This is a genomic window from Streptomyces sp. NPDC052687 (assembly GCF_040678395.1).
Taxonomy (GTDB): domain Bacteria; phylum Actinomycetota; class Actinomycetes; order Streptomycetales; family Streptomycetaceae; genus Streptomyces.
The window spans coordinates 1-26,186 of the sequence record NZ_JBFATR010000024.1; the positions used below are offsets into that span (position 1 = coordinate 1).

Below are 26,186 nucleotides of genomic sequence, written 5' to 3' on the forward strand. Positions count from 1 at the left end.
CGAGGCGTCCATGGCGTCGCCCTCGTCGCTGCTGCACTGGACCCGCCGCATGATCGAGATCCGCAAGCAGAACCCCGCCTTCGGCCTCGGCTCGTTCCGGGAGCTCCAGTCGTCCAACCCCGCGGTGCTCGCCTTCCTGCGGGAGTACGAGGACGACCTGGTGCTGTGCGTGAGCAACTTCGCGCGGTTCGCCCAGCCGACCGAGCTGGACCTGCGCGAGTTCGCCGGCCGCCACCCGGTCGAGCTGTTCGGCGGGGTCCGCTTCCCCGCCATCGGTGAACTCCCCTATCTGCTGACCCTCGGGGGCCACGGCTTCTACTGGTTCCGGCTCGTCCGAGTCGCATCTCGCATCGGCCGCCGGCTGTGACGCCGACGACCGTGAGCGTGCGCCGACGAAAGGAGGCGTCACCATGACGAAGACCGCATACCTCCGACCGAGCGGCAGCGGCAGGGCCGGGCTCGTCCGGCCCATGGCCTCGCTCGACGGCCTGCTGCGGGCGTGGCTGCCGAGGCAGCGGTGGTTCGCGGGGAAGGACCGTCCGGTCACGGATCTGCGGCTGCTGTCCCTGACCGAGCTGTTCCCGGGCTGCCTGCACCTGCTGGTGCACGCCGGTCACGCGGGCGGCCACGGCAGCCACGCGGGCGTGCCCGCACCCGGCGGCACCCCGCCTCCCGGGGACATCTACCAGCTGTTCCTCGGCGTGCAGGAGCATCCGTCGCCGCGGCTGGGCCGGGCCCTGATCGGGCGCGCCCAGGAAGGCCCGCTGGCCGGTCTGACGATCTTCGACGCCCTCCTCGACCCCCGTTCGGCGCAGCTGCTGCTGGAGCGGCTGCGGCACCCGGGCTCGGCGGGCCCGCTGCGCTTCGAGGGCGACCCGGCCCAGCCGGTGCCGGCCGGGCTGGTGCCGCGGGTGCTGGACGCCGAGCAGTCGAACTCCTCGCTGGTGTACGGCGACGAGTTCATCCTGAAGGTGTTCCGGCGGATCCAGCCGGGCGTCAACCCGGACCTGGAGGTGCCGGTCGCGCTGGCCGGGCAGGGCTGCGCGCGGGTGCCCGCGCCGGTGGCGTGGTTCCGCACCACCCAGCCGCAGCCCGCGACGCTGGGCGTGCTCCAGCCGTTCCTGCGGGACGCGCACGACGGCTGGACGCTGGCCCTGAACGCCCTCGCGACCGGCACGGACTTCACCGCCCACGCCCGCGAACTGGGCCGGGCCACCGCGGACGTCCACCTGGCGCTGGCCGCCGCGTTCCCGACCGGCGCGCCCGGCGAGAACGCGCGCACGGCGGCGGCGATGGCCGAGCGGCTGGACGCCGCCGCGCACAGCGTGCCCGCGCTGCGGCCGTACGTGCCGGGGCTGCGCGGCGCGTTCAGCGCGCTCACGACCTGCGATCCGGGACCGCCCGCCCAGCGGATCCACGGCGACCTGCACCTCGGCCAGGTGCTGCGCGCGGGCCGCGAGTGGTTCGTCATCGACTTCGAGGGCGAACCGTCCCGGCCGCTCGCCGAGCGGCGCAGCGCCCAGTCCCCGGTCCGGGACATCGCGGGCATGCTGCGGTCCTTCGACTACGCGGCCCGGCAGCGCCGGCCCTGGCGCCCCGAGTGGGCGCGCCGCTGCCGGGAGGCGTTCTGCGCGGGCTACGCGGCGCGCGCCGGCTGGGACCCCCGCAAGAAGCACGGCCTGCTGCGGGCCTACGAGACCGACCGGGCCGTCTACGAAGTGCTCTACGAGGCCAGACACCGTCCGGACTGGCTCCCCGTGCCGATGGCGGCGATCGAACGACTCGCCGTGAGAGGAGACTGACACCGTGGCGCTGCGCGACACCTCACTCCCCGAGAACCCCGCACTCCCCGAGAACTCCGCCCCGCCCCCGGCCGCGTACCGGCCGGGCGGGACGGCTCCCCCGCTGGACCCGGCCGACCGGGACCGGCTGCTGTCCGGGTCGCATCACGACCCGCACGCCCTGCTCGGCGCGCACCCCGTGCCGGGCGGGGTGGCCGTGCGGGCGCTGCGCCCGTTCGCCGAGTCGGTGACCGCCCTGGTCGACGGGGTGCGCCACCCCCTGGTCCCGGAGGGCGGGGGCCTGTTCTCCACCGTGCTGCCGTGCGCGGAGATCCCGGCGTACACGCTGCTGGTGTCGTACGGCGACGGGGAGCGGGAGACGCACGACCCGTACCGGTTCCTGCCCGCGCTCGGCGAGCTGGACCTGCATCTGATCCGCGAGGGCCGGCACGAGCAGCTGTGGAAGGCGCTCGGCGCCGAGCCGATGGTCCACGAGGGCGTGGCGGGCACCCGGTTCACGGTGTGGGCGCCGAACGCGCGCGGCGTGCGGGTCGCCGGGGACTTCTGCCACTGGGACGGGACGGCGTTCCCGATGCGGTCGCTGGGCGCCTCCGGGGTGTGGGAGCTGTTCCTGCCGGGCATCGGCGAGGGCACCCGGTACAAGTTCGAGATCACCTCCCAGTACGGCGGCCGGTTCCTGAAGGCCGACCCGATGGCCCGCGAGGCGGAGCTGCCGCCGGACACGGCGTCGATCGTCACCCGCTCGCGCTACGAGTGGGGCGACCAGGAATGGCTGGCGCACCGCGCGGACACGCCGGTGCACGAGGCGCCGTTCTCCGTCTACGAGGTGCACCTGCCGTCGTGGCGGCCGGGGCTGACCTACCGGCAGCTCGCCGAGGAGCTGCCCGCGTACGTGAAGGACATGGGCTTCACGCACGTGGAGCTGATGCCGGTGGCCGCGCACCCGTTCAGCGGGTCGTGGGGCTACCAGGTGACGTCGTACTACGCGCCGACCCCGCGGCTCGGCAGCCCGGACGACTTCCGCTACTTCGTCGACTCCTGCCACCGGGCGGGCATCGGCGTGATCATGGACTGGGTGCCGGCGCACTTCCCGAAGGACGACTGGGCGCTGGCCCGGTTCGACGGGGACCCGCTGTACGAGCCCGGGAACGCGCAGCGGGCGGAGCACCCGGACTGGGGCACGTACGAGTTCGACTACGGGCGCACCGAGGTGCGCAACTTCCTGGTCGCCAATGCCGTCTACTGGTGCGAGGAGTTCCACATCGACGGGCTGCGCGTCGACGCGGTCGCCTCGATGCTCTACCTCGACTACTCCCGCGAGGACGGCCAGTGGTCCCCCAACGCCTACGGCGGGCGGGAGGACCTGGCGGCGATGACGTTCCTCCAGGAGATGAACGCCACCGTGTACCGCAGGGTGCCCGGCGTGGTGACCATCGCGGAGGAGTCCACCGCGTGGGGCGGGGTGACCCGGCCCACCGACGGCGGCGGGCTGGGGTTCGGGCTGAAGTGGAACATGGGCTGGATGCACGACTCGCTGGAGTACATGAGCAAGGAGCCCGTGCACCGCAAGTACCACCACAACGAGATGACCTTCTCGATGGTGTACGCGTACAGCGAGAACTACGTCCTGCCGATCTCGCACGACGAGGTCGTGCACGGCAAGCAGGCCCTGGTCTCCAAGATGCCCGGCGACTGGTGGCAGCGGCGCGCCAACCACCGCGCCTACCTGGGCTTCATGTGGGCCCACCCGGGCAAGCAACTGCTGTTCATGGGCCAGGAGTTCGCGCAGGGCGGTGAGTGGTCGGAGGCGCACGGCCCCGAGTGGTGGCTGCTGGACGACGGTTACTGCGCGGCGGGCGACCACCGTGGCGTGCAGGATCTGGTGCGCGATCTCAACGCCCACTACCGGCGCAGTCCGGCCCTGTGGCAGCGGGACAGCGACCCGTCCGGCTTCCGGTGGGTGGCGTGCGACGCGGCCGACGACAACGTCTTCGCGTTCCTGCGTTACGCCGCCGACGGCAGTCCGCTCCTCGCGGTCAGCAACTTCTCCCCCGTCGTCCGCCACGACTACCGCCTGTGGGCCCCGGACGACGTCGTCGCCTGGCAGGAGATCCTGAACACCGACGCGGCCCGCTACGGCGGCAGCGACGTCACCAACCCCGGTCCGGTCGAGCCCGAGGACGGCCACGTCCGGATCACCCTGCCGCCACTGGCCACGGTCTGGCTGACGCCCGTGCCGGTGTGAACCGCCGCCGCCGGGGCAGTCGTGGGCTACGGGAGGAGGGTCCTCCCACCTCGGCAGAGCATCGGAAAGGCGGGCACAGGTGCGCACCGTCGGTGTGGAGGAGGAGCTCCTCCTGGTGGATCCGGAGACCGGCGAGCCACGGGCCCGCTCGGCGGCCGTGCTGGCCCGCGCGGTTCAGGAGGACGCCGAACAGGATGTGTTCGAGAAGGAACTCTACGATCAGATGCTGGAGTTCGCGACGCATCCGCAGACGGACATGGCGGCGCTGGGCGCGGAGATCGTCCGCTGCCGCCGGGAGGCCGCCCGGCACGCGGAGGGGATAGGCTGCGCGGTCGCCGCGCTGGCCACGTCCCCGCTGCCGGTGAGCCCGTCCGTGGGCGCGAACGAGCGCTATCAGTGGATGGAGCGGGAGTACGGGATCGCCACCCGCGAACAGATGGTCCTGGGCTGCCATGTCCATGTGGCCGTTGAATCGGACGAGGAGGGCGTGGCGGTCGTGGACCGGCTGCGGCCGTGGCTCGCGGTGCTGTCCGCGCTGAGCGCCAACTCGCCCTTCTGGCAGGGCAAGGACACCGGTTACAGCAGCTACCGCAGCCGGGTCTGGCAGCGCTGGCCGTCGGCGGGCCCGACCGAGCTGTTCGGCTCGGCGGAGCGCTACCGGCGGCGCGTCGCGGACATGATGGCGACGGACACGCTGCTCGACGAGGCGATGGTGTACTTCGACGCCCGGCTGTCCGAACGCTATCCCACGGTGGAGATACGGGTCTCCGACGTGTGCCTGGAGGCGGACACCGCCGTGCTGATCGCCACCCTCGCCCGGGGGCTGGTGGAGACGGCGGCGCGGGACTGGCGCGCGGGACGGCCGCCGGCCGATCTCGGGGTGAGCGTCCTGCGGCTGGCCGGATGGCGCGCCGCCCGCTCCGGGCTCACCGGCGACCTGCTGCTGCCCGCCGGGATGCGGCCCGCGCCGGCCGAGACGGTCGTCGGGGCCCTGCTGGACCACGTCGCGGACGCGCTCAAGGAAACCGGTGACCTGGACCGGGCGCGCGAGACCTGTGCCCGGCTGTTCCGGGAGGGCAACGGCGCCCGCGTGCAGCGCGAGACGCTGGAGCGGACGGACAGCCTCCGCGAGGTCGTCGCCGAGTGCGTGCGCCGCACCCAGGGCGAGACGGGCTGATTACGGGACCCTGCACCCCAGGGCGAGACGCCCTGAACGCAGGGCGCCGGCCCAGGAGCGGGACGGGTCGAACGCGGGCACGCCGCAGACCCACCCCCTCCGGTCACGGCAGAGGGCGTGGCTCCCCCGCACCGCGCGCGGACCGGGTCCGGGCGCGGCGGGCGTGGGCCGTCCCGCGATCCCGCGACACCCGCAGGCTGCGGGCGCCGCGAGCACCGCGAGCGCCGCGGGCTAGAGCATCAGGACCACGGCGTAGGCCACGAAGAACGCCGCCACCAGGACCGCCAGCACGATGATCACCGTCAGCGGGCCCTTGGCCCAGCCCTTGGTCGGGTTGTGCGTCTCCCGGGGGCCGGCCTCCGGCATGCTGCTCTCGGCGGGCGGGGTCTCCCCGGGGGGTACGCCGCCGCCCGGTTCGAGGCCTGTCGTCCGCTCGGGTTCCGGGTCTGGGTTGACATGAGTCATATGCACCGAGTCCCCCGATCCCGCCGAGATCATCGATCGGATCCCACTTCCGCGGACCGGCCACCACACGGGCCCGCCGACCGCTAGATTCGACCAGCGCCGATAACGGTTCTCGTCGGCGACGTCACGGCCCGTACACCTCAGGAGCAGCGCATGCGCGATGTCGCACTCGCTCCCCCGACCATGCCGCCCGCGCTGACCGGCGGGCTCGCCGACAGCCTCTTCGACAGAGCCGAACGCGACCCCGCCCTGCCGCTCGCCGCGTACCGCCCGGACGCGTCCGCCGATCACTGGGTGGAGGTGACCGCGGTCGAGCTGCGGGACGAGGTGGTCGATCTGGCGCGGGGCCTGATCGCCTCGGGCATCGCGCCGGGCCGGCGGGTCGCGGTGATGGCGCGCACCCGGTACGAGTGGACGGTGCTCGCCTACGCGCTGTGGGCGGTGGGCGCCGAGGTGGTGCCGGTGTATCCGAGCGCGTCGCGCGAGCAGGTCGAGTGGATCCTGCGGGACGCGGCGTGCACGGCGGTGGTGGTGGAGGACGAGCACGGCGCGATGACGGTCGGCTCGGTGTGCGCGGGGCTGCCGGCGCTGCGGCACGTGTGGCAGCTGGACGCGGGCGGACTCGCGCACCTGGCCGCGCGCGGCGAGGTGATCCCGCCGGAGACGGTCGACTCGCTGCGCCGGATCGTGCTGCCGGACGCGACGGCGGTCGTCGCCTACACGTCCGGCGCCTCGGGCCGCCCGCTGGGGTGCATGCTCAGCCACCGCGCCCTGGCGAGCGTCTGTGACACCCTGCTCGCGGGCTGGGGCCATACGGCGGCGCCGCCGGGCGAACAGGGCCGGATCCTGGTCTTCCTGCCGTTCTCCCATGTGTACGGCCTGATGGTGCAGGGTCTGTGTGTGCGCGGCGGGATGGTGCTGGGGCATGAGCCGGAGGTGAGCGAGGCGGCCCTGAGCAGCGCGCTGCGCTCGTTCCGGCCGACGTACTTCCACGCCGTGCCGTCGCTGTTCGAGAAGCTGTACAAGACGTTCCTGCGGACGGCGCAGCAGTCGGGGCGCGGGGCGCTGTTCGAGCGGGCGGCGGAGACGGCGCGCGCGTTCGCGGCGGCCGGCGAGCGGCAGCGGCTGGGCCGGGGCTCGGGGCCGGGGATGGAACTGCGGCTCCAGCACGCGGTGTACGAGCGGGCCGTCTACCGGCGGCTGCGGGCGGCGCTCGGCGGCCGGGTGAGCCGGGCCACCTCGGGCGGCTCGCCGCTCAGCCGCGAGCTGTCGCTGTTCTTCGAGGGCATCGGCATCTACGTGCACGACGGTTACGGGCTGACCGAGACCGGCGGCGGTATCACCATGCAGCCGCTCGGCCGGGAGAAGTCGGGCACCGTGGGGCAGGCCCTGCCGGGCACGGAGATCCGGGTGGCCGCCGACGGGGAGATCCTGGTGCGCGGGCCGTCGCTGTTCCAGGGCTATCTGGGCGATCCGGCCGCCACGATGGCCGCGCTGCGCGGCGGCTGGCTGGCCACCGGGGACCTGGGGCAGCTGGACTCCGAGGGCTATCTGACGATCACCGGGCGCAAGAAGGACGTCATCATCACCAGCAGCGGCAAGAGTGTCGCCCCGGCGGCGCTGGAGCAGCGGCTGCGGCTGCATCCGCTCATCCACCAGGCGGTCGTCGTCGGCGACAACCGGCCATGCGTGGGTGCCCTGATCACCCTGGACCCCGAGTTCCTGGTGCACTGGCGGGCGGCGCTGGCGCTGCCGGGGGACGCGCCGCTGCGGGAGGCGCGGGAGGAGAACGCGCTGCGGGAGGAGGTCGCCCGGGCGGTGGCCGCGGCCAACAGCGCGGTGTCCCGGTCGGAGTCGATCCGCGTGTTCCGGGTGCTGCCGGAGCCCTTCGACGTGGCGAACGGCCTGCTGACGCCGTCGATGAAGCTGCGGCGGGACGCGATCGTGCGGCACTACGCGGCGGACATCGACGCGATGTACGCGGCACGGGCACCGCTGCCCCGGCTCGCCACCGAGGAGCCGGCGCTCTGGGACGACACGGACGACGTGTTCCGCTGGGACTTGTCCGGCCGATCATGTGACTAGTCCGTCCGGGTCGTTGACGTGGGCACGGGGCGAGGGGCCCCTCAGACTGGCAGACTTCGACCGCTGCACCGTGACGGGACGCCGCACACGGCGCAGCGGATCGGAAGGAGCAGCCCCTCTGTCTCAAGTTCAGCCCAGTCCGCAGCGATCGAGTGCAGCACGAACCTGGTTGAGGCCCTCCACTCTCCAGTGATCCCGGTCGGGCATTTGGTCGTCTCGGCGCCAGCGCCAGGCGGAGAACATCGCCCAGTTCAGGGCGCGGCACCGGTGGACCAGGTCGTGGTCAGCCCCCGCATAGTGCTTTCCCACGTCTTCGGGCGCATGGGCGAGGTCGAACTCGATCGGCCCGCGGCAGCAGGTGGCGAGGTCTACGAAAAGCGGCCCTCTCCTCGTGTTCAGGAGGTTGCCCGGGTGAGGCTCCCCGTGCAACAGCTGGTCGCCAGCTTTGTCGATGCTGATCGCGGTGCTCAGTCCACTGAGCGTGTCGCTGAGGAGTGCCCTGTCGACATCGGGCAGCTCGGGAGACTGCTCCCGGTCGTTCACCTCTCTCAGTGCCACGGCGACTCGATCGGTGAAATGCGGTGCGTCCAGATCGATCTGCCGCAGGGCGGCGTGGTGCCGCAAGAACACGTCTGCGTAGTCGGCCGGCGCGATCTCTGATCCCACCGGTTCGTGGTAGGTCCATAGCGAGATGGCGAAGGCATCGCGCACATAGACTCGGGGCTCGACCCGACGCTCGAGTTCAGCCACCGGCGCGTCAACGTCGGCGAGACGGCGAGCAACTTCTACCTCGAACTCGGAATCAGCCAGATGCCTCAACGGTGCGACCCGAGCCATAACATCACAAGGGACCAGGCGCAGCGCGACGCGGTCCGAGTTGTGGATGACGATCGCATCGTCGACCTGAAGGCCCAGCTCTGAAGCAGTCGCCCGCCCTGCCTCAGCTGCGCGGTGGAGTTCTGATGGCTCCATACCGTTCTCCCTCATCATTGAGTCACATACGTCGGGGGACAGCAGTGACGCCCCCGATGTCTTCGTGGACATCATTTGGCGGCCAATCCCCGGACCGGCGATAAGCATCGCAAAGCGGGACCTGCACAGGCCCTGGGATTTATTCAGCCGATCATGTGACTGGCCCGTGTTCGGGTCGTTGACGTGGACATGGGACGAGGGGATCTGACGGATGTCGAGTGGGAACGGCTGCGGGCGTTTCTGCCGGTTAGCAACGGTTGTTGTGGCCGGTGGCGGGATCATCGGCAGGTGATCGACGGCATCCTGCACCGGGTGAGGACCGGCGTGCAGTGGCGTGACCTGCCCGAACGCTTCGGTCCGTGGAAGACCGTCTACGAACGCCACCGGCTGTGGTCCGCAGACGGAACGTGGGAGCGTCTGCTCCAGCAGGTCCAGGCCGCCGTCGACAAGGCAGGTGAGATCGACTGGGACATCTCGGTCGACTCCACCATCGTCCGTGCTCACCAACATGCGGCCGGCGCCCCCACCGCCCCACCTCCGGCGCCCGCTTCAAAGGGGGCCAAGATGGTAGAACGCCAGAACGAGACGCCGTGGCAGAGCCTCGTCGGCGCCTGGAGGAGGTGGTGCTGGAGGTGAGGGCCTGGGCCGTTCGCTGGGCGGGTTCACCAGCAAGATTTACCTGAGCGCGGACGGCCGCTGCCGTCCGTTGTCCCTGGTCCTCACGCCGGGCCAGCGGGCGGACTGCACCCAGTTCAAGCCCGTGCTTGAGAAGATCCGCGTCCCGCGGGTGGGGCCGGGCAGGCCCCGCAAGAAGCCGGACAGCCTGGCAGCGGACAGGGCATACAGCAACGGGCCCTGCCGCGAGTACCTACGCCGACGGGGTATCCGGCACACCATCGCGGAGAAGACCGACAGCCAGGCCGCCCGCGTACGCAAAGGCTCACGCGGCGGACGGCCACCCGGCTTCGACGAAGACCGCTACAAGAAACGCAACATCATCGAGCGGACCATCAACCGGCTCAAACAGTCCCGCGCGGTCGCCACCCGCTACGACAAGCGCGGCTACGCCTACCTCGGCACCACCACAGCGGCAGCCCTGGTCATCTGGCTCCGGACATGATCGGCCGGACAAGTCCTAGTCGGGTCGACCCGGTCCGCATGGGCCCTGCGGCCCGGGGAACTCGCCCAGTGCTCACCTGGGACGGAACAGGTGACGAGGAGCCTGCGAACCCTACGCGGGAATGGCGACATGACGACCGAGCCGGGATGGGACGACAGACTGGCTGCCCAAGGAATCCCCAGCCGCACGATCGGCTTTCCGGGCGAGCCGCGCGACGTGACAGGTGCGCGGCTCGCCGCGGAGGCGTTCCTGCGGGATCTGGCGCGGGTGGCACCGCCCGCGCTGCCCGAGCACTGGGACGATGTCCTGCTCGTGGTGACGGAGCTGGCGGCGAACGCGGTGCAGTACGCGCCGGGCCCCTTCGAGCTGCGGCTGCGCCGCGCGATCGACGGGGTGCACGTCACCCTGCACGACACCAGTACCACGGTGCCGGCGCCGCGTCCGTTCCGCCCCAGTACGGGCGGCGGCGGCATCGGCTGGCATCTGCTGCACGCCCTGTGCGACCAGGTGAGCGTGGTGACCGGGAAGGACGGCAAGGACGTGCACGCGTTCCTGCCGTGGTGACGGGTTGATCGCCACGGGGCGTCGACCGGCGCTCGCTGGGCACCCGGCGGGCCGGACCCCGGTTCCGGGCGGGAAGCCAGTGGCACGGCCCCCGCCCCGGCGCCGGCTCACCGAAGGTCCGCTTCAGCGATGCGGTTACGGCCGAGGCCCGCCGGTCATCTGCATGCCGCGCCCGACTGGCGCTCCGGCGTCCGGCACGGTGGGATCGATGCGTACACCGCGGAAGGGATGGACGACGTGACACGACCCAGGATCCTGGTGGTGGGCGCGGGCTTCGCGGGAGTGGAGTGCGTACGGCGCCTGGAACGCCGGCTCGGCCCCGACGAGGCCGACGTCACGCTGGTGACCCCGTTCTCCTACCAGCTCTATCTGCCGCTGCTGCCGCAGGTCGCCTCCGGGGTGCTGACCCCTCAGTCGATCGCGCTCTCCCTGCGCCGCAGCCGCAAGTACCGCACCCGGATCATCCCGGGCGGAGCCATCGGCGTGGACCTCAAGGCGAAGGTCTGCGTGATCCGCACCATCACCGACGAGACCGTCAACGAGCCGTACGACTATCTCGTGCTGGCCCCGGGCAGTGTGACCCGCACCTTCGACATCCCCGGGCTGACCGACCACGCCTTCGGCATGAAGACTCTCGCCGAGGCGGCCTACATCCGTGACCACGTCATCTCGCAGCTCGACCTCGCCGACGCGAGCCAGGACCCCGCCGAGCGGGCCTCGCGGCTGCAGTTCGTGGTCGTCGGCGGCGGCTACGCGGGCACCGAGACGGCCGCCTGTCTGCAGCGGCTCACCCACAACGCGGTGAAGCGCTATCCGCGGCTCGACCCGCGGCTGATCAAGTGGCATCTGATCGACATCGCGCCGAAGCTGATGCCCGAACTCGGCGACAAGCTGGGCCGCAGCGCGCTGGAAGTGCTGCGGCGGCGGGGCATCGAGGTGTCGCTGGGGGTGTCCATCGCGAAGGCGGGCCCGGAGGAGGTCACCTTCACCGACGGCCGGGCGGTGCCCACCCGCACCCTGATCTGGACGGCGGGTGTGGTGGCGAGCCCGCTCATCGCGACGCTGGGCGCGGAGACCGTGCGCGGGCGGCTCGCCGTCACCGCCGAGATGACCGTGCCGGGCCACGACGGGGTGTTCGCGCTGGGCGACGCCGCGGCGGTGCCGGACGTGGCCAAGGGGCTCGGCAACGTGTGCCCGCCGACCGCGCAGCACGCCATGCGGCAGGGCCGCAAGGTCGCCGACAACGTCATCGCGACGCTGCGCGGCGCGCCCCTGGAGCCGTACATCCACAAGGATCTCGGGCTCGTGGTCGACCTGGGCGGCAAGGACGCGGTGTCCAAGCCGCTCGGCGTGGAGCTGCACGGGCTGCCCGCGCAGGTCGTCGCGCGCGGCTACCACTGGTCGGCGCTGCGCACCAACGTCGCCAAGACGCGGGTGATGACCAACTGGGTGCTGAACGCGGTGGCCGGGGACGACTTCGTCCGCACCGGCTTCCAGGCGCGCAAGCCCGCGAAGCTGAAGGACTTCGAGTACACCGACGCCTACATGACGCCGGAGCAGGTGCGGGCGCACGTGGAGAGCACCCGCTCACAGGCGTCCTGACCCGTCCTGCGCAGCGGAGAGGGGAGGCCGGTCCGAGCGGACCGGCCTCCCCTCTGTCCGGGTCTGCCCGGGACCCCTTCAGCGGCGGCGGCGCCGCGGGGTGCACGATCCCGTCGTACGCGCCGAGTTCGGCCGACCGCCGCCGCGCCGGCCCAGGGCTTCGTCGCGGACGCGGGCGCAGCTGCGGCTGATCAGCCGGGAGACGTGCATCTGCGAGATGCCGAGCCGGTCGGCGATCCGGCTCTGCGTCATGTCCTCGAAGAAGCGCATGTAGAGGATGGCGCGTTCGCGTTCCGGCAGGTTGCGCAGGCACTCCTTGGCGGACTCGCGGTCCACCACGACGTCGTAGGCGTTGTCCGGCGCGCCGAGGGTGTCGGCGAGGCTGTAGCCGTCCTCGTCGTTGGAGAGTTCGGCGTCGAGGGAGAGGGTGCTGAAGCTCTCCAGCGCCTCGATACCGGCGGCCACCTCCTCCTCGGTGAGGCCGGTGTGGGCGGCGATCTCGGCGACGGAGGGCTCGCGGGTGCCGGGGTTCTGGGCGAGCTCGCGGCGGGCGACGCGCACCTTGTTGCGCAGCTCCTGCACCCGGCGCGGGACGCGCAGCGCCCACATGCGGTCGCGGAAGTGGCGCTTGACCTCGCCGGTGATGGTGGGGACGGCGTAGCTCTCGAAGGCTCCGCGTTCGGGGTCGTAACGGTCGACGGCCTTGACGAGTCCGAGGGCGGCCACCTGGCGCAGGTCTTCGACGGACTCGCCCCGGTCGCGGAACCGTCCGGCGATGCGGTGGGCCATCGGCAGCCAGGCCGTGACGAGTTCGTCGCGCACGGCGTCACGCTCGGGACCGTCCGGCAGCTCGGCCAGCTTGGCGAAGAGGTGGGCGGTCTCGGGGGCGTCGTCGTGCGGTCGTCGGTTGGGGTGCGTGGTGGGGAGCCCGGAGGTGGGGGTGCTGCTGGTCGACGTGTCGATGCGCATGCGGAATCGCTCCTGAACGGTCTTCTCAGCGACTTTCTCGGGACTGATGACCGCGGGAAGAGGAGTGCGTCCGGAGTGCGTCCGGTCGGCCGGGGCCCCCGGAGCGCAGACCACTCCCCGCTGGCGCGCCTCCGGTCCGAAGCACGAAAGTGCGCTTGCCCGGTCGCCTGGAGTACAAACACGGACCGGAGCGGGGAACTCCGCGTCAAGCGCTCAGAAGACGCCGACCTGGGCCGATGGTGATCAGAAGACGTCCACCTCCGCGGTGATGCGCTTGCCGCCGGAGGGCAGTCCGGTGACCCGGACGTCGCGGGCCAGGCGGCACACGATCGGCCAGCCGCGGCCGCCGACCCGGCGGCGCCCGCGGTCGTCGAGCGGCGACCTGACCTCCGGCATCCGGTCGCTGCGGTCGCACACCGACACCCGCACCCCGTGCTCGACGACGTCGACGTCGACCCGGGTGACACCGCCGCCGTGCAGGATGGCGTTGGTGGTCAGCTCCGACGCGACGAGCAGGGCGTCCGCGAGGCCGTCCTCGTCGCAGCGGGCGCCGGTGACCCGGCAGCACCGCGCCACCGCGCGCCGTACGGCTCCGCGCACATCGGCCGGGCGGCAGGTGCCCGGGCAGGCCGGCCCGTAGCGGCCGGCCGGTTCACTTCGGGGCCCCTGCCGGCCGGGTCGCTCACCTCGGGGCTCGGTCCATTGCTGGATGCTCACGTCACTCGCTCCCTGACTTGTCGGTCGGGATGAAGGGAGGGGGAAGGAGCGGGCGATTCCGCCCGATTTCCCCCATTTTTCGGCTGACCATCGACGGCGGACCCAAACCCGTCGCGCCCCGTCCGGACGGCCATCGAGTCCCGGAATGCGGGGTACGCGAACGTCATGACCGATGTCGTGGACTCAGACGAGCTGATGCGGCGGATCCAGCGGGGCAGGGCCTGGGCCGTACGGGAGGAGCAGGCGTGGCGGCGGCGTGGCGACGAGCTGGAGGCGGCCGAACCGGACCGGGCCCGCGAGGCCGCCGCGCGTGCGCTGGCGTTCGAGGCGGTGATCGGGGTGCTGGACGAGATCCTGACCCCCGGCAAACACGCGAAGGAGGGGTGAGCGGCGTGTGAGCGGCGGGCTGACCGCGTGCGCGGGATGACACGTGCGCGCAACGCGGAGGAAACCCGAGTGAAACAGGTCACGTAACCCGGTTCAACGTGCAACCAGCACCGAGAGATGGTTTACGATTCACACATACGTGGTGACGGAGTCGATGGCATCCTCCTCCGGCACCGCTACGGCCCTGGCTGGTTTCCCCCGTCCAGCCAGGGCTTTTAATACGCCCGCAGGACGGGAAACTCCGCTCCGCCGAGGTGCTCGCGACGCCCGCAGCGGCTGAAATGGGCGTAGGCAACGCACCCGAACCGAGCGCCGGCGAGGAGCACCGCGTCATGACCAAAGCGATCAAACTGCTGACCGCCCTGCCCCCGCCGCAGCGCGGGCGCCTGATGGCGCTGGCCCGGGAGGTGTCCTTTCCGGAGGACGCCCGGATCTTCGAGGCGGACGGAGTCGCCGACCGGTTCTGGGTGATCCGCTCCGGCGCGGTCTCGCTCGACCAGCGGGTGTCGTCGCTCCAGCGGGTGACCGTGGCCGGCCTCGGCGCCGGCGACCTGCTGGGCTGGTCCTGGCTGTTCCCGCCGCACCGCTGGGACTTCGGCGCCGAGGCCTTCAGCCCCGTCCGCGCCTACGAGTTCGACGCCGAGCCCGTGCTCGCGCTGTGCGAGGAGGATCCGCGGCTCGGCATGACGCTGATGCGCATCGTCGCCGAGATCCTCGCCCACCGGCTGGAGACGACGCGGGTGCAGCTGCTGGAGCAGTACACCATGCACCGGCGCTCCTCCTAGGAGGCGCCGGGCGCGACGCCGCGGACACCCGCGGGCGCCGCGAACCGCCGCGAACCGCCGCGCGGCCGGGTCAGATCCGGTGGCGGCGCAGGGCCGGGACCGCCAGGGCCAGGGTCAGCATCACCACGACCACCAGCAGCCCGCCGCCCGTGACGGCGGCCCGCGGGCCGAAGGCGGAGCCCGCCGTGCCGTGCAGCACGTCGGCCAGGCGCGGTCCGCCCGCGACGACGACCGTGAAGACGCCCTGCATCCGGCCGCGCATCTCGTCGGTGGCGGCGGACAGCAGGATCGCGCCGCGGAACACCATGGAGACCATGTCCGCGACCCCGGCCAGCATCAGGAAGGCCACCGCGATCCACAGGCTGGTGCTCAGCCCGAACCCGGTGATCGCGACGCCCCAGACCACCACCGCTCCGATGACCATCAGCCCGTGCCGGCGGGCCCGGGAGAACGTCCCGGAGAACAGCCCGCCGGCCACCGCGCCGACGGGTATCGCCGCGAACAGCAGCCCCAGCGCGAATCCCTCGCCGTACGAGGCGTAGGTCTCGGACGCGAGCTGCGGGAACAGGGCGCGGGGCATGCCGAGGACCATCGCGACGATGTCGGCGAGGAACGACAGCAGCAGCACCTTGTGCAGGGCGATGTAACGGAACCCGGCCGCGACCTCGCGCAGCCCCGCCCGCCGTACGGCCGTGCCGCCGAGCGGCGGCAGCGCGGGCAGCCGGTACACGGCCCACACGGTGACGCAGAGCGCGACGGCGTCGATGAGGTACAGCTCGGCCAGTCCGATGACCGGGATGAGCACGCCCGCCAGCAGCGGACCGGCGACCAGGCCGGTCTGCGAGACGGTGGAGCCCAGCGCGTTCGCGGCGGGCAGCTCGTCCTCGGGGACCAGCCGGGCGACGGAAGCCGTACGGGCCGGGAAGTTCAGGCCGAAGAACGCCTGTTGTGCGGCGAGCAGCACCATCAGCACGCCCACCGAATCCAGCCCGGCCACCGCCTGGACCCAGAACAGCAGCGAGACGACGGCGATACCGCTGTTGGTGATCAGCAGCAGGGTGCGACGGTCCATCGAGTCGGCGACCGCGCCGCCCCACAGGGCGAACACCACCAGCGGCAGCAGGGCGGCGAGGCTCGCGTAGCCGACCCAGGCCGAGGAGCCGGTGATGTCGTAGATCTGCTTGGGCACGGCGACGGCCGTCAGCTGGCTGCCGATGGCCGTGACGATGGTCGAGGACCACAGCCTGCGGTAGGCGGGGCGCCGCAGGGGGCGGGTGTCCATGGCCCAGCGGCGCCGGCCAAGGCGGGACGGTTCGGCCGGTGCCGGGGCGGAGGGCTGCTGCTCGGTACTGCTGTCGCTGGTGTCCACGGGCTTCCTGGTTGCTCGATACATCTAGGGGGACCAGGGTGCACCAACCCCGCAGCAGCACGGGAGTTGGGCAGGCGACGCCGTCAGGCCGAGGCGGCGGAGGCTCAGCCGCCCAGGATGAGCGAGAGGCCGAGGGCGATCATCGTGGCCGCGACCAGACCGTCCAGCACCCGCCACGCGGCGGGCTTGGCCAGCCAGCGGCCGAGCAGCCGGGCGCCGAACCCGAGGGCGGTGAACCAGCACAGGCTGGCGAGCACGGCGCCGATGGCGAAGGTCCAGCGCAGCGGGCCCTGGTCGGCGGCGATCGAGCCGAGCAGGAAGACGGTGTCGAGGTAGACGTGCGGGTTGAGCCAGGTCATGGCCAGACAGGTGAGGACCGCACGGCGGCGTGAGGTCGCCGCCTCCCCCTCCGTGCGCAGCCCCGCCGTGGCCGGACGCAGCACCCGGCGGGCGGCGAGCGCGCCGTACCCGAGCAGGAACGCGCCGCCGATCCACGCGACCGCGGTCAGCGCGCCCGGCCAGGCAACGACGACCGCTCCGACGCCGCCGACGCCGAGCGCGATGAGCAGCGCGTCGGACAGGGCGCAGATCCCGACGACGGCGAGGACCGCCTCCCGGCGGACCCCTTGGCGCAGGACGAAGGCGTTCTGGGCGCCGATGGCGACGATGAGCGAGAGGCCGGTGCCGAATCCCGCGGCGGCGGCGGTGAGCGTGGAAGACATGCCCCTGACGCTAGGCAGACGCCGCCCCTGCGTACAGCTAAAGATTCTTACGTATCTTTAGTGCTTGTGAAGGACGAAATGATTGCGCCCGGTATGCCGGAGCTGCCGCTCGACCAGGTGCGCACCCTGCTGGCGGTGGTGGACGAGGGCACCTTCGACGCGGCCGCCGCCGCCCTGCACGTGACGCCGTCGGCGGTCAGCCAGCGGGTCAAGGCGCTGGAGCGGCGCACCGGCCGGGTCCTGCTGCTGCGCACCAAGCCGGTGCGCCCGACCGAGTCCGGCGAGATCGTCGTACGGCTCGCCCGGCAGCTGGTCCGGCTGGAGCGGGACGCCCGCGCCGAGCTGGGCCTGAGCGGGTCCGGGGAGCCCACCCGGGTGTCGGTGGCGGTCAACTCGGACTCGCTGGCGACCTGGTTCCTCACCGCGCTCACTCGAGTCCCCGAGGAGCTGCGGCTCTGCTACGAGCTGCGCCGCGAGGACCAGGACCACACGGCGGTGCTGCTGCGGGAGGGCCTGGTGATGGCGGCGGTGACGTCGTCGGCGGAGGCGGTGACGGGCTGCTCGGTGCGCGCGCTGGGCATCATGCGGTACGTCGCCGTCGCGCACCCGGACTTCGCCGGACGCCATCTCGGCGGGCCGCTCACCGAGACGCTGCCGCACGCGCCGGTCGTGGTCTTCGACCGGCGCGACGACCTCCAGGACGGGTTCGTCCGGCTGCTGCGGCGGGGCCGGGGCGGGGCGGGCCCGCTGCGTCACTCCGTGCCCACGTCGGAGGGGTTCGTCGAGGCCGTCGCCGCCGGTCTCGGCTGGGGCATGGTGCCCGAGGTGCAGGCCGAGCCGCTGCTGCGGACCGGCCGGCTGGTGCACCTCGCGCCGGACCGCACGGTGGACGTCCCGCTGTACTGGCAGCAGTGGAAACTGGACTCCCCCGCGCTCGCGGCGGTCGCCCGCGCGGTGACGGCGACGGCCGCCGAGGCCCTGCGTCCGCCGCACTGACGGGTTTCACCCCCGCATGGACCGGTGACCCGGAACCGAACAACCGACGGCACATGTCCATTACTTCTGACACGGGTGACATCCATGACCAACTGGCGCGAGCGCGCGGAATGCCGCAACGAGGACCCCGATCTCTTCTTCCCGATCGGCACCTCCGGACCGGCGTTGATGCAGACGGAACAGGCGAAGGCGGTGTGCCGGCGCTGCCCCGTCCGGGAACCGTGTCTGCAATGGGCGCTGGACACCGACCAGAGCATCGGGGTGTGGGGCGGCACCAGCGAGACGGAACGCAGGACCCTGAAGCGCAGGGTGAACTCCCGCCGCGCCTCACGCTAGCGGACACCCCCCAGGGGGTCTCGTCCGCTCCAGGGGCGGGCCCACCGGCACCGGAGCGGCGCGGCGCCGCTCGCTCAAGCCGGTGGGCTCACCGCTGAGAGCCGCCGAGCCGGTGGGCTCACCGCTGAGAGCCGCGGCGCAGCGGGCCCCACTCGTTCTCCTGGCGGGCCACCTCGGCCCGCGCCTCGTCGATCACCTCGTCGCTGAGGCGGCAGAGCGGGCGGACGTCCTCCACCAAGGGCTCGTTGTCGGGGCCCCGGCCGTTCTCCCGGCCCTCCAGGACCCAGGGACGCACGCCCGGGCCCTTCTCGTGCGGCAGATGGGCGTAGTCGTACAGCCTGCGGGCCACCCACAGGCGCACCGAGCGGCCCTGCCACCAGTCCTCGACGTCGAGCGGGTTGGCCGACAGTCCCGGCATGGGGACGCCGGTCAGTTCGTCGGTGCTCGACGCCTTGCCCAGGTCGGCCTCGGGCCCCCGTGACCAGCGGACGTACAGCCCGTCCTGCCGCTCCTCGACCAGCCCGGCCAGCTCGGCCAGCGTGTCCACGACCGGCAGGTCGTCCCAGGCGCTCATGACAAGACCTCCCTCTTCGCCGTCAGGCGAACGGGGTACCCCGTTCGACCGGATCGGAATCGGGCGGTCCGCCTCGCCGCGGGTTAGGCTCCCGGCACTCTAAGCCCCAGGGAGGTCCCCGTATGAGCGTCCGTGTGCGCCGCGTCCAGGAACCGCCGGACCCCGACGACGGCCTGCGGGTCCTCGTGGACCGGCTGTGGCCCCGCGGCGTGTCGAAGGACGCGGCCCGGGTGGACGAGTGGCCCAGGGAACTCACCCCGTCGGCCGAGCTGCGCCGCTGGTACCACGCGGGCGAGGGCTCGTACGAGGAGTTCACCCGCCGGTACGAGGCGGAGCTGGCCGCCCCGGAGGCGGCCGAAGCCCTCGCCCGCGCCCGGGGGTGGGTGCGCGAGGGCCCGGTGACGCTGCTGACCGCGGTCAGGTCCCCCGAGCGGAGCCACGCGGCGGTGCTGGCGGGTGTGCTGAAGCACTAGGGTCCGCCGCAGGGCCCGTGGCGATCAGGGCCCCGTCGCGCAGGGCGAGCCCGTCGCACGGGACCCGGCGGGTCAGCGGCGGGCCAGCCGATGCGGCGGGTCAGCCGGTGCGACGGGTCAGCCGGTCTGGTGGGTCAGCCGGTCTGGTGGGCCGCCGCGCGGCCGGCCGCCCGGCCGGAGAAGAGGCAGCCGCCCAGGAAGGTGCCCTCCAGCGCGTTGTAGCCGTGGACGCCGCCGCCGCCGAAGCCCGCCACCTCCCCGGCCGCGTACAGGCCCTCGATCGGGGTGCCGTCCGTGCCGAGGGCGCGGGAGTCGAGGTCGGTCTGGATGCCGCCGAGCGTCTTGCGGGTCAGGACGTGCAGCTTGACGCCGATCAGCGGCCCCGCGGCCGGGTCGAGCAGACGGTGCGGGGCGGCGACCCGGCCGAGCCGGTCGCCGATGTAGCGGCGGGCGTTGCGGATGCCCTGGACCTGGGCGTCCTTGGCGTAGGGGTGGGCGATCTGGAGGTCGCGGGCCTCGATCTGGCGGCGGATCGCGGCGGCGTCGAGGAGGGGCTTGTCGGTGAGGCCGTTCATCTTCTCGACGAGCTGTTCGAGGGTGGGCGCGGTCACGAAGTCGGCGCCGTGGCGCAGGAACGCGTCGACCGGGCGGGGGGCACCCTTGCCGAGGACGCGTTCGCGCAGGAACGCCGCGCGGTCCTTGGCCGTGATGTCGGGGTTCTGCTCGGAGCCCGAAAGCGCGAACTCCTTCTCGACGATCTTCCGGGTGAGGATGAACCAGGAGTGGTCGTAGGCGGCGATGTCCTCGGTGGTGCGCAGGTACCTGAGCGTGCCCAGGGTGTCGTAGCCGGGCAGGCAGGACCCGGGCAGCCGGCGGCCGAGCGCGTCGAACCACATGGAGGACGGTCCGGGCAGGATGCGGATGCCGTGGCCGGGCCAGATCGGGTCCCAGTTGTGCAGGCCTTCGGTGTAGTGCCACATGCGGTCGCGGTTGACCAGCCGTACGCCCGCCTCGGCGCTGATGTCGAGCATCCGCCCGTCGACGTACGCCGGCACGCCCGTGACCATGTGCGCCGGCGGGGTGCCCAGGCGCCGCGGCCAGTGGCGGCGGACGATGTCGTGGTTCGCGCCGATGCCGCCGGTGGTGATGATCACGGCTTGGGCGGTGAGTTCGAACGCGCCGACGGCGTCCCGGTTGGAGGCCACCCCGCGCGGCGCGTCGTCGGGCGCGAGCACCGTGCCGCGCACGCCGCGCGCCGTGCCTCCCTCGACGACCAGCTCGTCCACGCGGTGGCGGTGGTGGAAGGTGAGCAGTCCGTCGCGGACGGCCTGCCGGGCGTACCGGACGAACGGCTCGACCACGCCGGTTCCGGTGCCCCAGGAGATGTGGAAGCGGGGCACGGAGTTGCCGTGGCCGTGCGCGGTGAGGTCGCCGCGCTCCGCCCAGCCGACCGTGGGCAGGAAGCTGATGCCGTGCCCGGCGAGCCAGGACCGCTTCTCCCCCGCCGCGAACTCGACGTAGGCGCGGGCCCAGCGCACCGCCCAGGAGTCCTCGTCCTCGACGCGGTCGAACCCGGCGCTGCCCTGCCAGTCGTTCCAGGCCAGCTCGACGGAGTCCTTGATGCCGAGGCGGCGCTGCTCCGGGGAGTCCACGAGGAACAGCCCGCCGAACGACCAGAAGGCCTGGCCGCCGAGGTTGGCGGCGTTCTCCTGGTCCACCAGCGCGACCCTGCGGCCCCGGCTGGTCAGTTCGTGTGCGGCGACCAGGCCCGCGAGGCCCGCTCCGACGACGATGACGTCGGCGTCCATGGCGACCGTCCCTTCCTCATCCTGTGGTGCCGCTGCCGTCCGTCAGCAACGCGGTGAGCAGCTGTTTCAGCCAGGTCCGCGCGGCGTCGACGTCCTTGTCCAGCAGCAGTCGGGTGGTGACCCCGTCGTAGGCGGCGACCACCGCGTGGGCGGCGGCGTCGATGTCGCCGAGCACGGCGGGCAGCTCGGTGTGGCCCCGGGCGCGGGCGAGCCGGTCGGCGATGGCTCCACGCAGCCGGGCCCGGTGTTCCAGCAGGGTCGCGGCGATGTCCGGCTGCCGGGCGGCGTGCACCAGGAAGTCGGTCTTCACCAGCAGCCAGTCCCGGTCGAGGAGCAGCACGTCGGTGACCCGGTCGACGGCGGCGGGCACGTCGAGGTCGGGGCCGTCCTGGGCGAGGGCGCCGGAGACCTGGTCGGCGATGAGGTCGGCGCGCTGCCGGTAGAGGGCGAAGAACAGCTCGTCGAGGCTGTCGAAGTTGGAGTAGAAGGCGCCCCGGCTGTAGCCGGCGGCCTCGCAGACCTCCTCGATGGAGACCCGCCCGAAGCCCTTGGCGGCGAACACGGCGAACGCGGCGTCGAGGAGGTTGGCCCGGGTCCGCACGCGGCGCTTGGTGACGCGGCGGATGGGGGGTGGCGCTGCCATGGGGCGACCTCCGTTTCGATGCGCGAATGTATCGGATACATCGGTGTATCGAAAGAGGCGGGGCGGGGCGTGGCGTGACCGGGCCGGACGAAGATCGATGGGAACGTATTTTCGATTAGCGGAGTACCCTGGACGCATGCACCTCCAGGGCTCCCTCTTCGACCAGACCGACGAGCTGCGGCTCGGCCCCCTGGACGGGATCCGCCGGACGAACCTCGGCTCCGGCGCCTGGATCGACGTCCTGCCGGGCTGGCTGAGCGGGTCCGACGCGCTCTTCGCACACCTGGCGGCCGACGTGCCGTGGCGGGCCGAGCGGCGGCACATGTACGACCACGTCGTGGACGTCCCCCGGCTGCTCGCCTATTACCGCGAGGGCGAGCCGCTGCCGCACCCCGTGCTGACCGAGGCGCGCGACGCGCTCAGCGCGCACTACGCCGACGAGCTGGGCGAGCCGTTCACCACGGCCGGGCTGTGCTACTACCGCGACGGCCGGGACAGCGTGGCCTGGCACGGCGACCGGATCGGCCGGGGCGCCCGCGAGGACACCATGGTCGCCATCCTCTCCGTGGGCACGCCGCGGGATCTGCTGCTGCGCCCGGCGGGCGGCGGCGAGACGCTGCGACGGCCGCTCGGGCACGGCGACCTCATCGTGATGGGCGGCTCCTGCCAGCGCACCTGGGAGCACTGCGTACCGAAGACGACTCGCGCCGCGGGCCCCAGGATCAGCATCCAGTTCCGCCCCGCCAACGTGAACTGAACGTCGTCGGCGGCGCCCGGCGACGCCAACCGAGCGTCGTCCGTTCCGCCCGGCCGACGTCGACTGAGCACCATCCGCGGCGCCCGGCCGACGTGAACGCGGCGCCGGCTCCTCCGCCCGGCCGACACGGACGCGGCGCCGTCTGCTTTGCTGTCCGGGTCGGGGACGGAACTCACCACGCGGGGCGAGGATGCGGGTTGATGTGCGGCACGTCGCGGACGGCGTCTGTCTGGTGCACGGAAGCAACACCAACTGGGTGATCCTGACCGAGGGGGACGCGGTCACCCTGGTCGACACGGGCTATCCCGGGGACCGGCAGCTGGTCCTCGACTCCCTCGCGGCGGTGGGGAGTTCACCGGAGGCGGTCGCGGCCGTGCTCGTCACCCACGCCCACAACGACCACCTGGGGTCGGCGGAGTTCCTGCGCGCGACGTACGGCGCTCCCGTCCGTCTCCACGAGGCCGAAGTGCCGCACGCGCGCCGGGAGTTCCTGCACCAGGTGTCGATCGGGCGGGTGCTGCGCAACGGCTGGCGGCCGGGCGTGCTGCCCTGGGCGGTGCACGCGCTGCGCTCCGGCGGCACCGCGCGCCTGCCCGTCGCCGCGCCCGAGGCGCTCCCCGCGGCGGGCCCGCTGGACCTGCCGGGCCGCCCGGTGCCGGTGCACACCCCCGGCCACACCCTGGGCCACTGCGCCTACCACCTGCCGGACACCGGCGTGCTCATCACCGGCGACGCCCTGGTCACCGGCCACCCCACGAGCCGCGCGAAGGGCCCGCAGCTGCTGCCGGACATGTTCCACCACGAGCGCGCCCGCGCGGTGGCCTCGCTGGACGTGCTCGCCGGGCTGGACGCGGACGTCCTGCTGCCCGGGCACGGGCCCGTCCACCGCGGTCCGGTACGGGACGCCGCGCGGCAGGCGGCGGAACGGGCCGCTTGAGACCGGGCGGGCCGGGCCCGCACATCCGCCGTTAAGGTCAGGCCATGGCTTTGCACATCAGCGCCACCAACCCGGAGCACCCCGCGCTCCTGCTCGAACTGCCCTGGCAGCTCCCGCTGGAGGAGTGGCCGCAGGAGTACCTGGTCCCGCTGCCGCGCGGCATCTCGCGGCACGTGGTGCGGTACGCGCGCGCGGGCGACGAGGTGGTCGCCGTGAAGGAGCTGGCCGAGCGGCCGGCGCTGCGGGAGTACGGGCTGCTGCGCGACCTGGACCGGCTCGGCATCCCGGCGGTGGACGCCCTCGCCGTGGTCACCGGGCGCACGAACGCCGACGGCGAGCCGCTGGAGCCGGTGCTCATCACCCGGCACCTGGGCGGTTCGATGCCGTACCGCTCGATGTTCGAGACGACCATGCGGCCCGCGACCATGCACCGGCTGATGGACGCCCTCGCGGTGCTGCTGGTGCGGCTGCACCTGGCCGGGTTCGCGTGGGGCGACTGCTCGCTGTCGAACACCCTGTTCCGGCGGGACGCGGGCGCCTACGCCGCCTATCTGGTGGACGCCGAGACCGGCGAACTGCACCCCCGGCTCAGCGACGGGCAGCGCGACTACGACCTGGACCTCGCCCGGGTCAACATCAGCGGCGAGCTGCTGGACCTGGAGGCGTCCGGGGCACTGCACCCGTCCGTCGACCCGATCGCGTTCGGCACCGAGATCTGCGCCCGCTACCAGGGGCTCTGGAAGGAGCTGACGCGCACCTCCGTCTACCCGGCGGGCAAGTACCACTACATCGAGCGCCGGATACGCCGGCTCAACGACCTCGGCTTCGACGTGGCCGAGATGCAGATCGACCACTCCTCCAACGGCGACACCGTCACCTTCGTGCCGAAGGTCGTCGACGCCGGGCACCACCAGCGGCAGCTGCTGCGGCTGACCGGGCTGGACACCGAGGAGAACCAGGCGCGGCGGCTGCTCAGCGACCTGGAGTCCTGGATGGCCACCCAGGACGACTACGCTCCGGGTGACCCCCTGGCAGCCCGCCCGGAGGTGCTGGCGCACCGCTGGGTGCGCGAGGTGTTCCGGCCCACCGTCCGCGCGGTGCCGCCGGAGCTGCGCGGCGGCATGGACCCGGCCGAGATCTACCACCAGCTGCTGGAACACCGCTGGTACCTCTCGGAGCGGGCCCAGCACGACATCGGTCTCGACACGGCCGTGCAGGACTACGTCGAGAACATCCTGCCGCGCGCCCGCGAGACGCTGGAGAGCCCGTCGCCCGCCGAGTGATCAGGCGGGCGGTACGACGGCCACCGGGCACGGCGCGTGGTGCAGCACCCCGTGCGCGACGGAGCCGATCCGGGCGCCCACGGCGGTCCGCCGGGCACGGCGGCCGACGACCACCAGCTGGGCCCGCGCGGACACGTCCAGCAGCACCTGCCCCGCGCTGCCCATCTCCACGTGCTCCACCACCGGGACCTGCGGGAATTGCTCCCGCCACGGCTGCAGCGCCTCGCTCAGCGCCTTCTGCTCGTACGGCTCCGGGCCGCCGGCCTCGTCGAGGAGTTTCAGTGAGGCCGGGCTGTAGGCGAACACCGGCGGCAGCGTCCAGGCCCGCACCGCGCGCAGGGTCGCCCCGCGCGCCGCCGCCGTCTCGAACGCGAACCGCAGCGCCGCGGCGCCGTCCTCGGGGCCGCCCTCGTGGCCGACGACGATCTGCCGGCCCTCCGCCTCGTCCGAGGCGCGGTTCCCGGAGCGGACCAGCACGACGGGAGCGGCGGTCTCGGCGATCACCTGCTGTCCGACCGAGCCGAGCAGGAAGCCCAGGACGCGGCCGTGCCCGCGCGAGCCGAGCACCAGCTGCTCCGCCTCCGCCGCGGCGGCGACCAGTGCCTCGACGGCGTCGTCCTCCACCACCGCGGTCGTCACGTCCAGGCCGGGATGCCGCTCGGTGACCTCCCGCACGGAACCCTCCAGCGCCTCGCGCACCCAGCGGCCCTGGGTCTCCCGGTCACCGTCCACGGTCTCGTGCTGCGCGAACCGCCAGGCGTGTATCACCCTCAGGTCACGTCCGCGCCGGACGGCCTCCCGGGCCGCCCAGGCCAGCGCCGTGTGGCTCTCCTCGGTTCCGTCCACCCCTGCGGTGATCGGCCGCGTCATCCCACTGCCTCCTCTTCCTCGCCCGACCCTGTGCGTCGACTCCGTCCGTCCGGCGATCACCGTCAGTCTTCCCTACGCTGCCCGCATGAGCCTTGTCTGGGAGCAAGTCGTCGTCGACGCCTCCGATCCGGTCGCCCTGGGCCGCTGGTGGGCCGACGCCCTCGGCTGGACGGTGGTCGGCGACGCCCCCGACGAGTTCGAGATCCGCCCCGCGCCGGAGCGGCTGCCGGGGCTGGTCTTCGTGCCGGTCCCCGAGGCCAAGTCGGTCAAGAACCGCCTGCACCTCGACTTCCGCCCCGAAGACCAGCGGGCCGAGGTCGAGCGCCTGCTCGCGCTCGGCGCCCGGCCCGCGGACGTGGGGCAGGGCGAGCAGCCGTGGGTGGTGCTCACGGACCCGGAGGGCAACGAGTTCTGCGTCCTGGGCTCCCGCACGGCCTGACCGCCTCCCACGGCCGCGTGACCGGGCCTTTCGTATACCTGAGCGAACCGGGGCCATCGAACATACGATGGCGGGAGCCGGCGCGGCGA

Annotated in this window: 26 protein-coding genes and 1 pseudogene; 17 read left to right on the plus strand and 10 right to left on the minus strand. The window is 72.7% G+C overall.

Annotated elements, in window-relative coordinates; translation table 11 throughout:
- From AB0K92_RS19950 to AB0K92_RS19965, 4 genes are all read left to right on the plus strand, one after another.
- The coding region (locus tag AB0K92_RS19950) for an alpha-glucosidase C-terminal domain-containing protein (RefSeq protein ID WP_365924574.1) at positions 1-367 on the plus strand (367 nt) is incomplete at its 5' end.
- A 43-nt stretch (positions 368-410) separates the two neighbouring features.
- Positions 411-1,802, plus strand: a complete 1,392-nt coding sequence (locus AB0K92_RS19955; protein ID WP_365924576.1) for a maltokinase — start codon at positions 411-413, stop codon at positions 1,800-1,802.
- Positions 1,803-1,806: 4 nt separating this feature from the next.
- Positions 1,807-4,047 carry a 1,4-alpha-glucan branching enzyme gene (gene glgB / locus AB0K92_RS19960; RefSeq protein ID WP_365924579.1) on the plus strand — a complete coding sequence of 747 codons (2,241 nt, stop codon included), beginning with the start codon at positions 1,807-1,809 and terminating at the stop codon, positions 4,045-4,047.
- Between the two features lie 79 nt (positions 4,048-4,126).
- Positions 4,127-5,224: a glutamate--cysteine ligase gene (locus AB0K92_RS19965; RefSeq protein WP_365924581.1), complete on the plus strand. Its 1,098-nt coding sequence runs from the start codon at positions 4,127-4,129 to the stop codon at positions 5,222-5,224.
- 231 nt (positions 5,225-5,455) lie between these two features.
- On the opposite strand, the gene AB0K92_RS19970 is transcribed toward AB0K92_RS19965, so the two are convergent.
- Positions 5,456-5,689, minus strand: coding sequence for a DUF6480 family protein (locus AB0K92_RS19970; protein WP_165995354.1), 234 nt, complete (start codon positions 5,687-5,689; stop codon positions 5,456-5,458).
- A 153-nt stretch (positions 5,690-5,842) separates the two neighbouring features.
- Here AB0K92_RS19970 and AB0K92_RS19975 point away from each other — a divergent pair, with 153 nt between their 5' ends.
- Positions 5,843-7,774, plus strand: a complete 1,932-nt coding sequence (locus tag AB0K92_RS19975; protein WP_365924583.1) for an AMP-dependent synthetase/ligase — start codon at positions 5,843-5,845, stop codon at positions 7,772-7,774.
- A gap of 129 nt (positions 7,775-7,903) precedes the next feature.
- On the opposite strand, the gene AB0K92_RS19980 is transcribed toward AB0K92_RS19975, so the two are convergent.
- On the minus strand, positions 7,904-8,746 hold the full coding sequence (locus tag AB0K92_RS19980; RefSeq protein WP_365924585.1) for an aminoglycoside phosphotransferase family protein: 843 nt from the start codon (positions 8,744-8,746) through the stop codon (positions 7,904-7,906).
- A gap of 189 nt (positions 8,747-8,935) precedes the next feature.
- Here AB0K92_RS19980 and AB0K92_RS19985 point away from each other — a divergent pair.
- From AB0K92_RS19985 to AB0K92_RS19995, 3 genes and pseudogenes are all read left to right on the plus strand, one after another.
- Positions 8,936-9,866 (plus strand): annotated as a pseudogene (locus AB0K92_RS19985) (IS5 family transposase).
- A gap of 129 nt (positions 9,867-9,995) precedes the next feature.
- Positions 9,996-10,430 (plus strand): ATP-binding protein, encoded by a 435-nt coding sequence (locus tag AB0K92_RS19990; protein ID WP_365924587.1) that lies wholly within the window; start codon positions 9,996-9,998, stop codon positions 10,428-10,430.
- Positions 10,431-10,658: 228 nt separating this feature from the next.
- A complete protein-coding gene (locus AB0K92_RS19995) occupies positions 10,659-12,032 on the plus strand; it encodes an NAD(P)/FAD-dependent oxidoreductase (RefSeq protein WP_365924589.1) in 1,374 nt (457 codons plus the stop codon).
- Between the two features lie 78 nt (positions 12,033-12,110).
- On the opposite strand, the gene AB0K92_RS20000 is transcribed toward AB0K92_RS19995, so the two are convergent.
- Positions 12,111-13,001: an RNA polymerase sigma factor SigF gene (locus tag AB0K92_RS20000; protein WP_165995363.1), complete on the minus strand. Its 891-nt coding sequence runs from the start codon at positions 12,999-13,001 to the stop codon at positions 12,111-12,113.
- A 243-nt stretch (positions 13,002-13,244) separates the two neighbouring features.
- On the minus strand, positions 13,245-13,718 hold the full coding sequence (locus AB0K92_RS20005; RefSeq protein WP_365924591.1) for an ATP-binding protein: 474 nt from the start codon (positions 13,716-13,718) through the stop codon (positions 13,245-13,247).
- Between the two features lie 165 nt (positions 13,719-13,883).
- On the opposite strand from AB0K92_RS20005, the gene AB0K92_RS20010 reads away from it, so the two are divergent.
- Positions 13,884-14,105 (plus strand): hypothetical protein, encoded by a 222-nt coding sequence (locus AB0K92_RS20010; protein ID WP_365924593.1) that lies wholly within the window; start codon positions 13,884-13,886, stop codon positions 14,103-14,105.
- 332 nt (positions 14,106-14,437) lie between these two features.
- Complete coding sequence (locus AB0K92_RS20015; RefSeq protein WP_365924595.1) at positions 14,438-14,890, plus strand: cyclic nucleotide-binding domain-containing protein; 453 nt, start codon at positions 14,438-14,440, stop codon at positions 14,888-14,890.
- 70 nt (positions 14,891-14,960) lie between these two features.
- Here the strand turns inward: AB0K92_RS20015 and AB0K92_RS20020 are convergent, their stop codons facing one another.
- Positions 14,961-16,283, minus strand: a complete 1,323-nt coding sequence (locus AB0K92_RS20020) for an MFS transporter (protein WP_365924597.1) — start codon at positions 16,281-16,283, stop codon at positions 14,961-14,963.
- A gap of 80 nt (positions 16,284-16,363) precedes the next feature.
- A complete protein-coding gene (locus AB0K92_RS20025; protein ID WP_365924599.1) occupies positions 16,364-16,981 on the minus strand; it encodes a LysE/ArgO family amino acid transporter in 618 nt (205 codons plus the stop codon).
- A gap of 93 nt (positions 16,982-17,074) precedes the next feature.
- Between AB0K92_RS20025 and AB0K92_RS20030 the strand changes: the two genes are divergently transcribed.
- The gene (locus tag AB0K92_RS20030; protein ID WP_165995374.1) at positions 17,075-17,977 is read left to right on the plus strand and encodes a LysR family transcriptional regulator ArgP; all 903 of its coding nucleotides are present in this window, start codon (positions 17,075-17,077) and stop codon (positions 17,975-17,977) included.
- A gap of 84 nt (positions 17,978-18,061) precedes the next feature.
- Positions 18,062-18,313, plus strand: coding sequence for a WhiB family transcriptional regulator (locus AB0K92_RS20035; RefSeq protein WP_365924601.1), 252 nt, complete (start codon positions 18,062-18,064; stop codon positions 18,311-18,313).
- 118 nt (positions 18,314-18,431) lie between these two features.
- Here AB0K92_RS20035 and AB0K92_RS20040 read toward each other — a convergent pair whose 3' ends face one another.
- Positions 18,432-18,887, minus strand: a complete 456-nt coding sequence (locus tag AB0K92_RS20040; protein ID WP_365924603.1) for a DUF6098 family protein — start codon at positions 18,885-18,887, stop codon at positions 18,432-18,434.
- Between the two features lie 122 nt (positions 18,888-19,009).
- Here AB0K92_RS20040 and AB0K92_RS20045 point away from each other — a divergent pair, with 122 nt between their 5' ends.
- Positions 19,010-19,360: a DUF488 family protein gene (locus AB0K92_RS20045; RefSeq protein ID WP_365924605.1), complete on the plus strand. Its 351-nt coding sequence runs from the start codon at positions 19,010-19,012 to the stop codon at positions 19,358-19,360.
- A 134-nt stretch (positions 19,361-19,494) separates the two neighbouring features.
- On the opposite strand, the gene AB0K92_RS20050 is transcribed toward AB0K92_RS20045, so the two are convergent.
- Both AB0K92_RS20050 and AB0K92_RS20055 read right to left on the minus strand, forming a co-directional pair.
- Positions 19,495-21,168: an FAD-binding dehydrogenase gene (locus tag AB0K92_RS20050; RefSeq protein WP_365924607.1), complete on the minus strand. Its 1,674-nt coding sequence runs from the start codon at positions 21,166-21,168 to the stop codon at positions 19,495-19,497.
- A 16-nt stretch (positions 21,169-21,184) separates the two neighbouring features.
- A complete protein-coding gene (locus tag AB0K92_RS20055; protein ID WP_365924609.1) occupies positions 21,185-21,811 on the minus strand; it encodes a TetR/AcrR family transcriptional regulator in 627 nt (208 codons plus the stop codon).
- Between the two features lie 136 nt (positions 21,812-21,947).
- Here AB0K92_RS20055 and AB0K92_RS20060 point away from each other — a divergent pair, with 136 nt between their 5' ends.
- The 3 genes from AB0K92_RS20060 to AB0K92_RS20070 all read left to right on the plus strand — a co-directional run bounded on the left by AB0K92_RS20060 (position 21,948) and on the right by AB0K92_RS20070 (position 24,788).
- Positions 21,948-22,568 carry an alpha-ketoglutarate-dependent dioxygenase AlkB gene (locus tag AB0K92_RS20060; RefSeq protein ID WP_365924611.1) on the plus strand — a complete coding sequence of 207 codons (621 nt, stop codon included), beginning with the start codon at positions 21,948-21,950 and terminating at the stop codon, positions 22,566-22,568.
- Between the two features lie 190 nt (positions 22,569-22,758).
- Entirely contained in the window at positions 22,759-23,505 is a 747-nt protein-coding gene (locus AB0K92_RS20065; RefSeq protein WP_365924613.1) for an MBL fold metallo-hydrolase, read from the plus strand.
- Positions 23,506-23,549: 44 nt separating this feature from the next.
- The gene (locus tag AB0K92_RS20070) at positions 23,550-24,788 is read left to right on the plus strand and encodes a DUF4032 domain-containing protein (protein WP_365924615.1); all 1,239 of its coding nucleotides are present in this window, start codon (positions 23,550-23,552) and stop codon (positions 24,786-24,788) included.
- Here AB0K92_RS20070 and AB0K92_RS20075 read toward each other — a convergent pair whose 3' ends face one another.
- A complete protein-coding gene (locus AB0K92_RS20075) occupies positions 24,789-25,658 on the minus strand; it encodes a universal stress protein (protein ID WP_365924617.1) in 870 nt (289 codons plus the stop codon).
- Positions 25,659-25,743: 85 nt separating this feature from the next.
- Here AB0K92_RS20075 and AB0K92_RS20080 point away from each other — a divergent pair, with 85 nt between their 5' ends.
- A complete protein-coding gene (locus AB0K92_RS20080) occupies positions 25,744-26,097 on the plus strand; it encodes a VOC family protein (RefSeq protein ID WP_365924619.1) in 354 nt (117 codons plus the stop codon).
- Positions 26,098-26,186 lie beyond the last annotated feature (89 nt).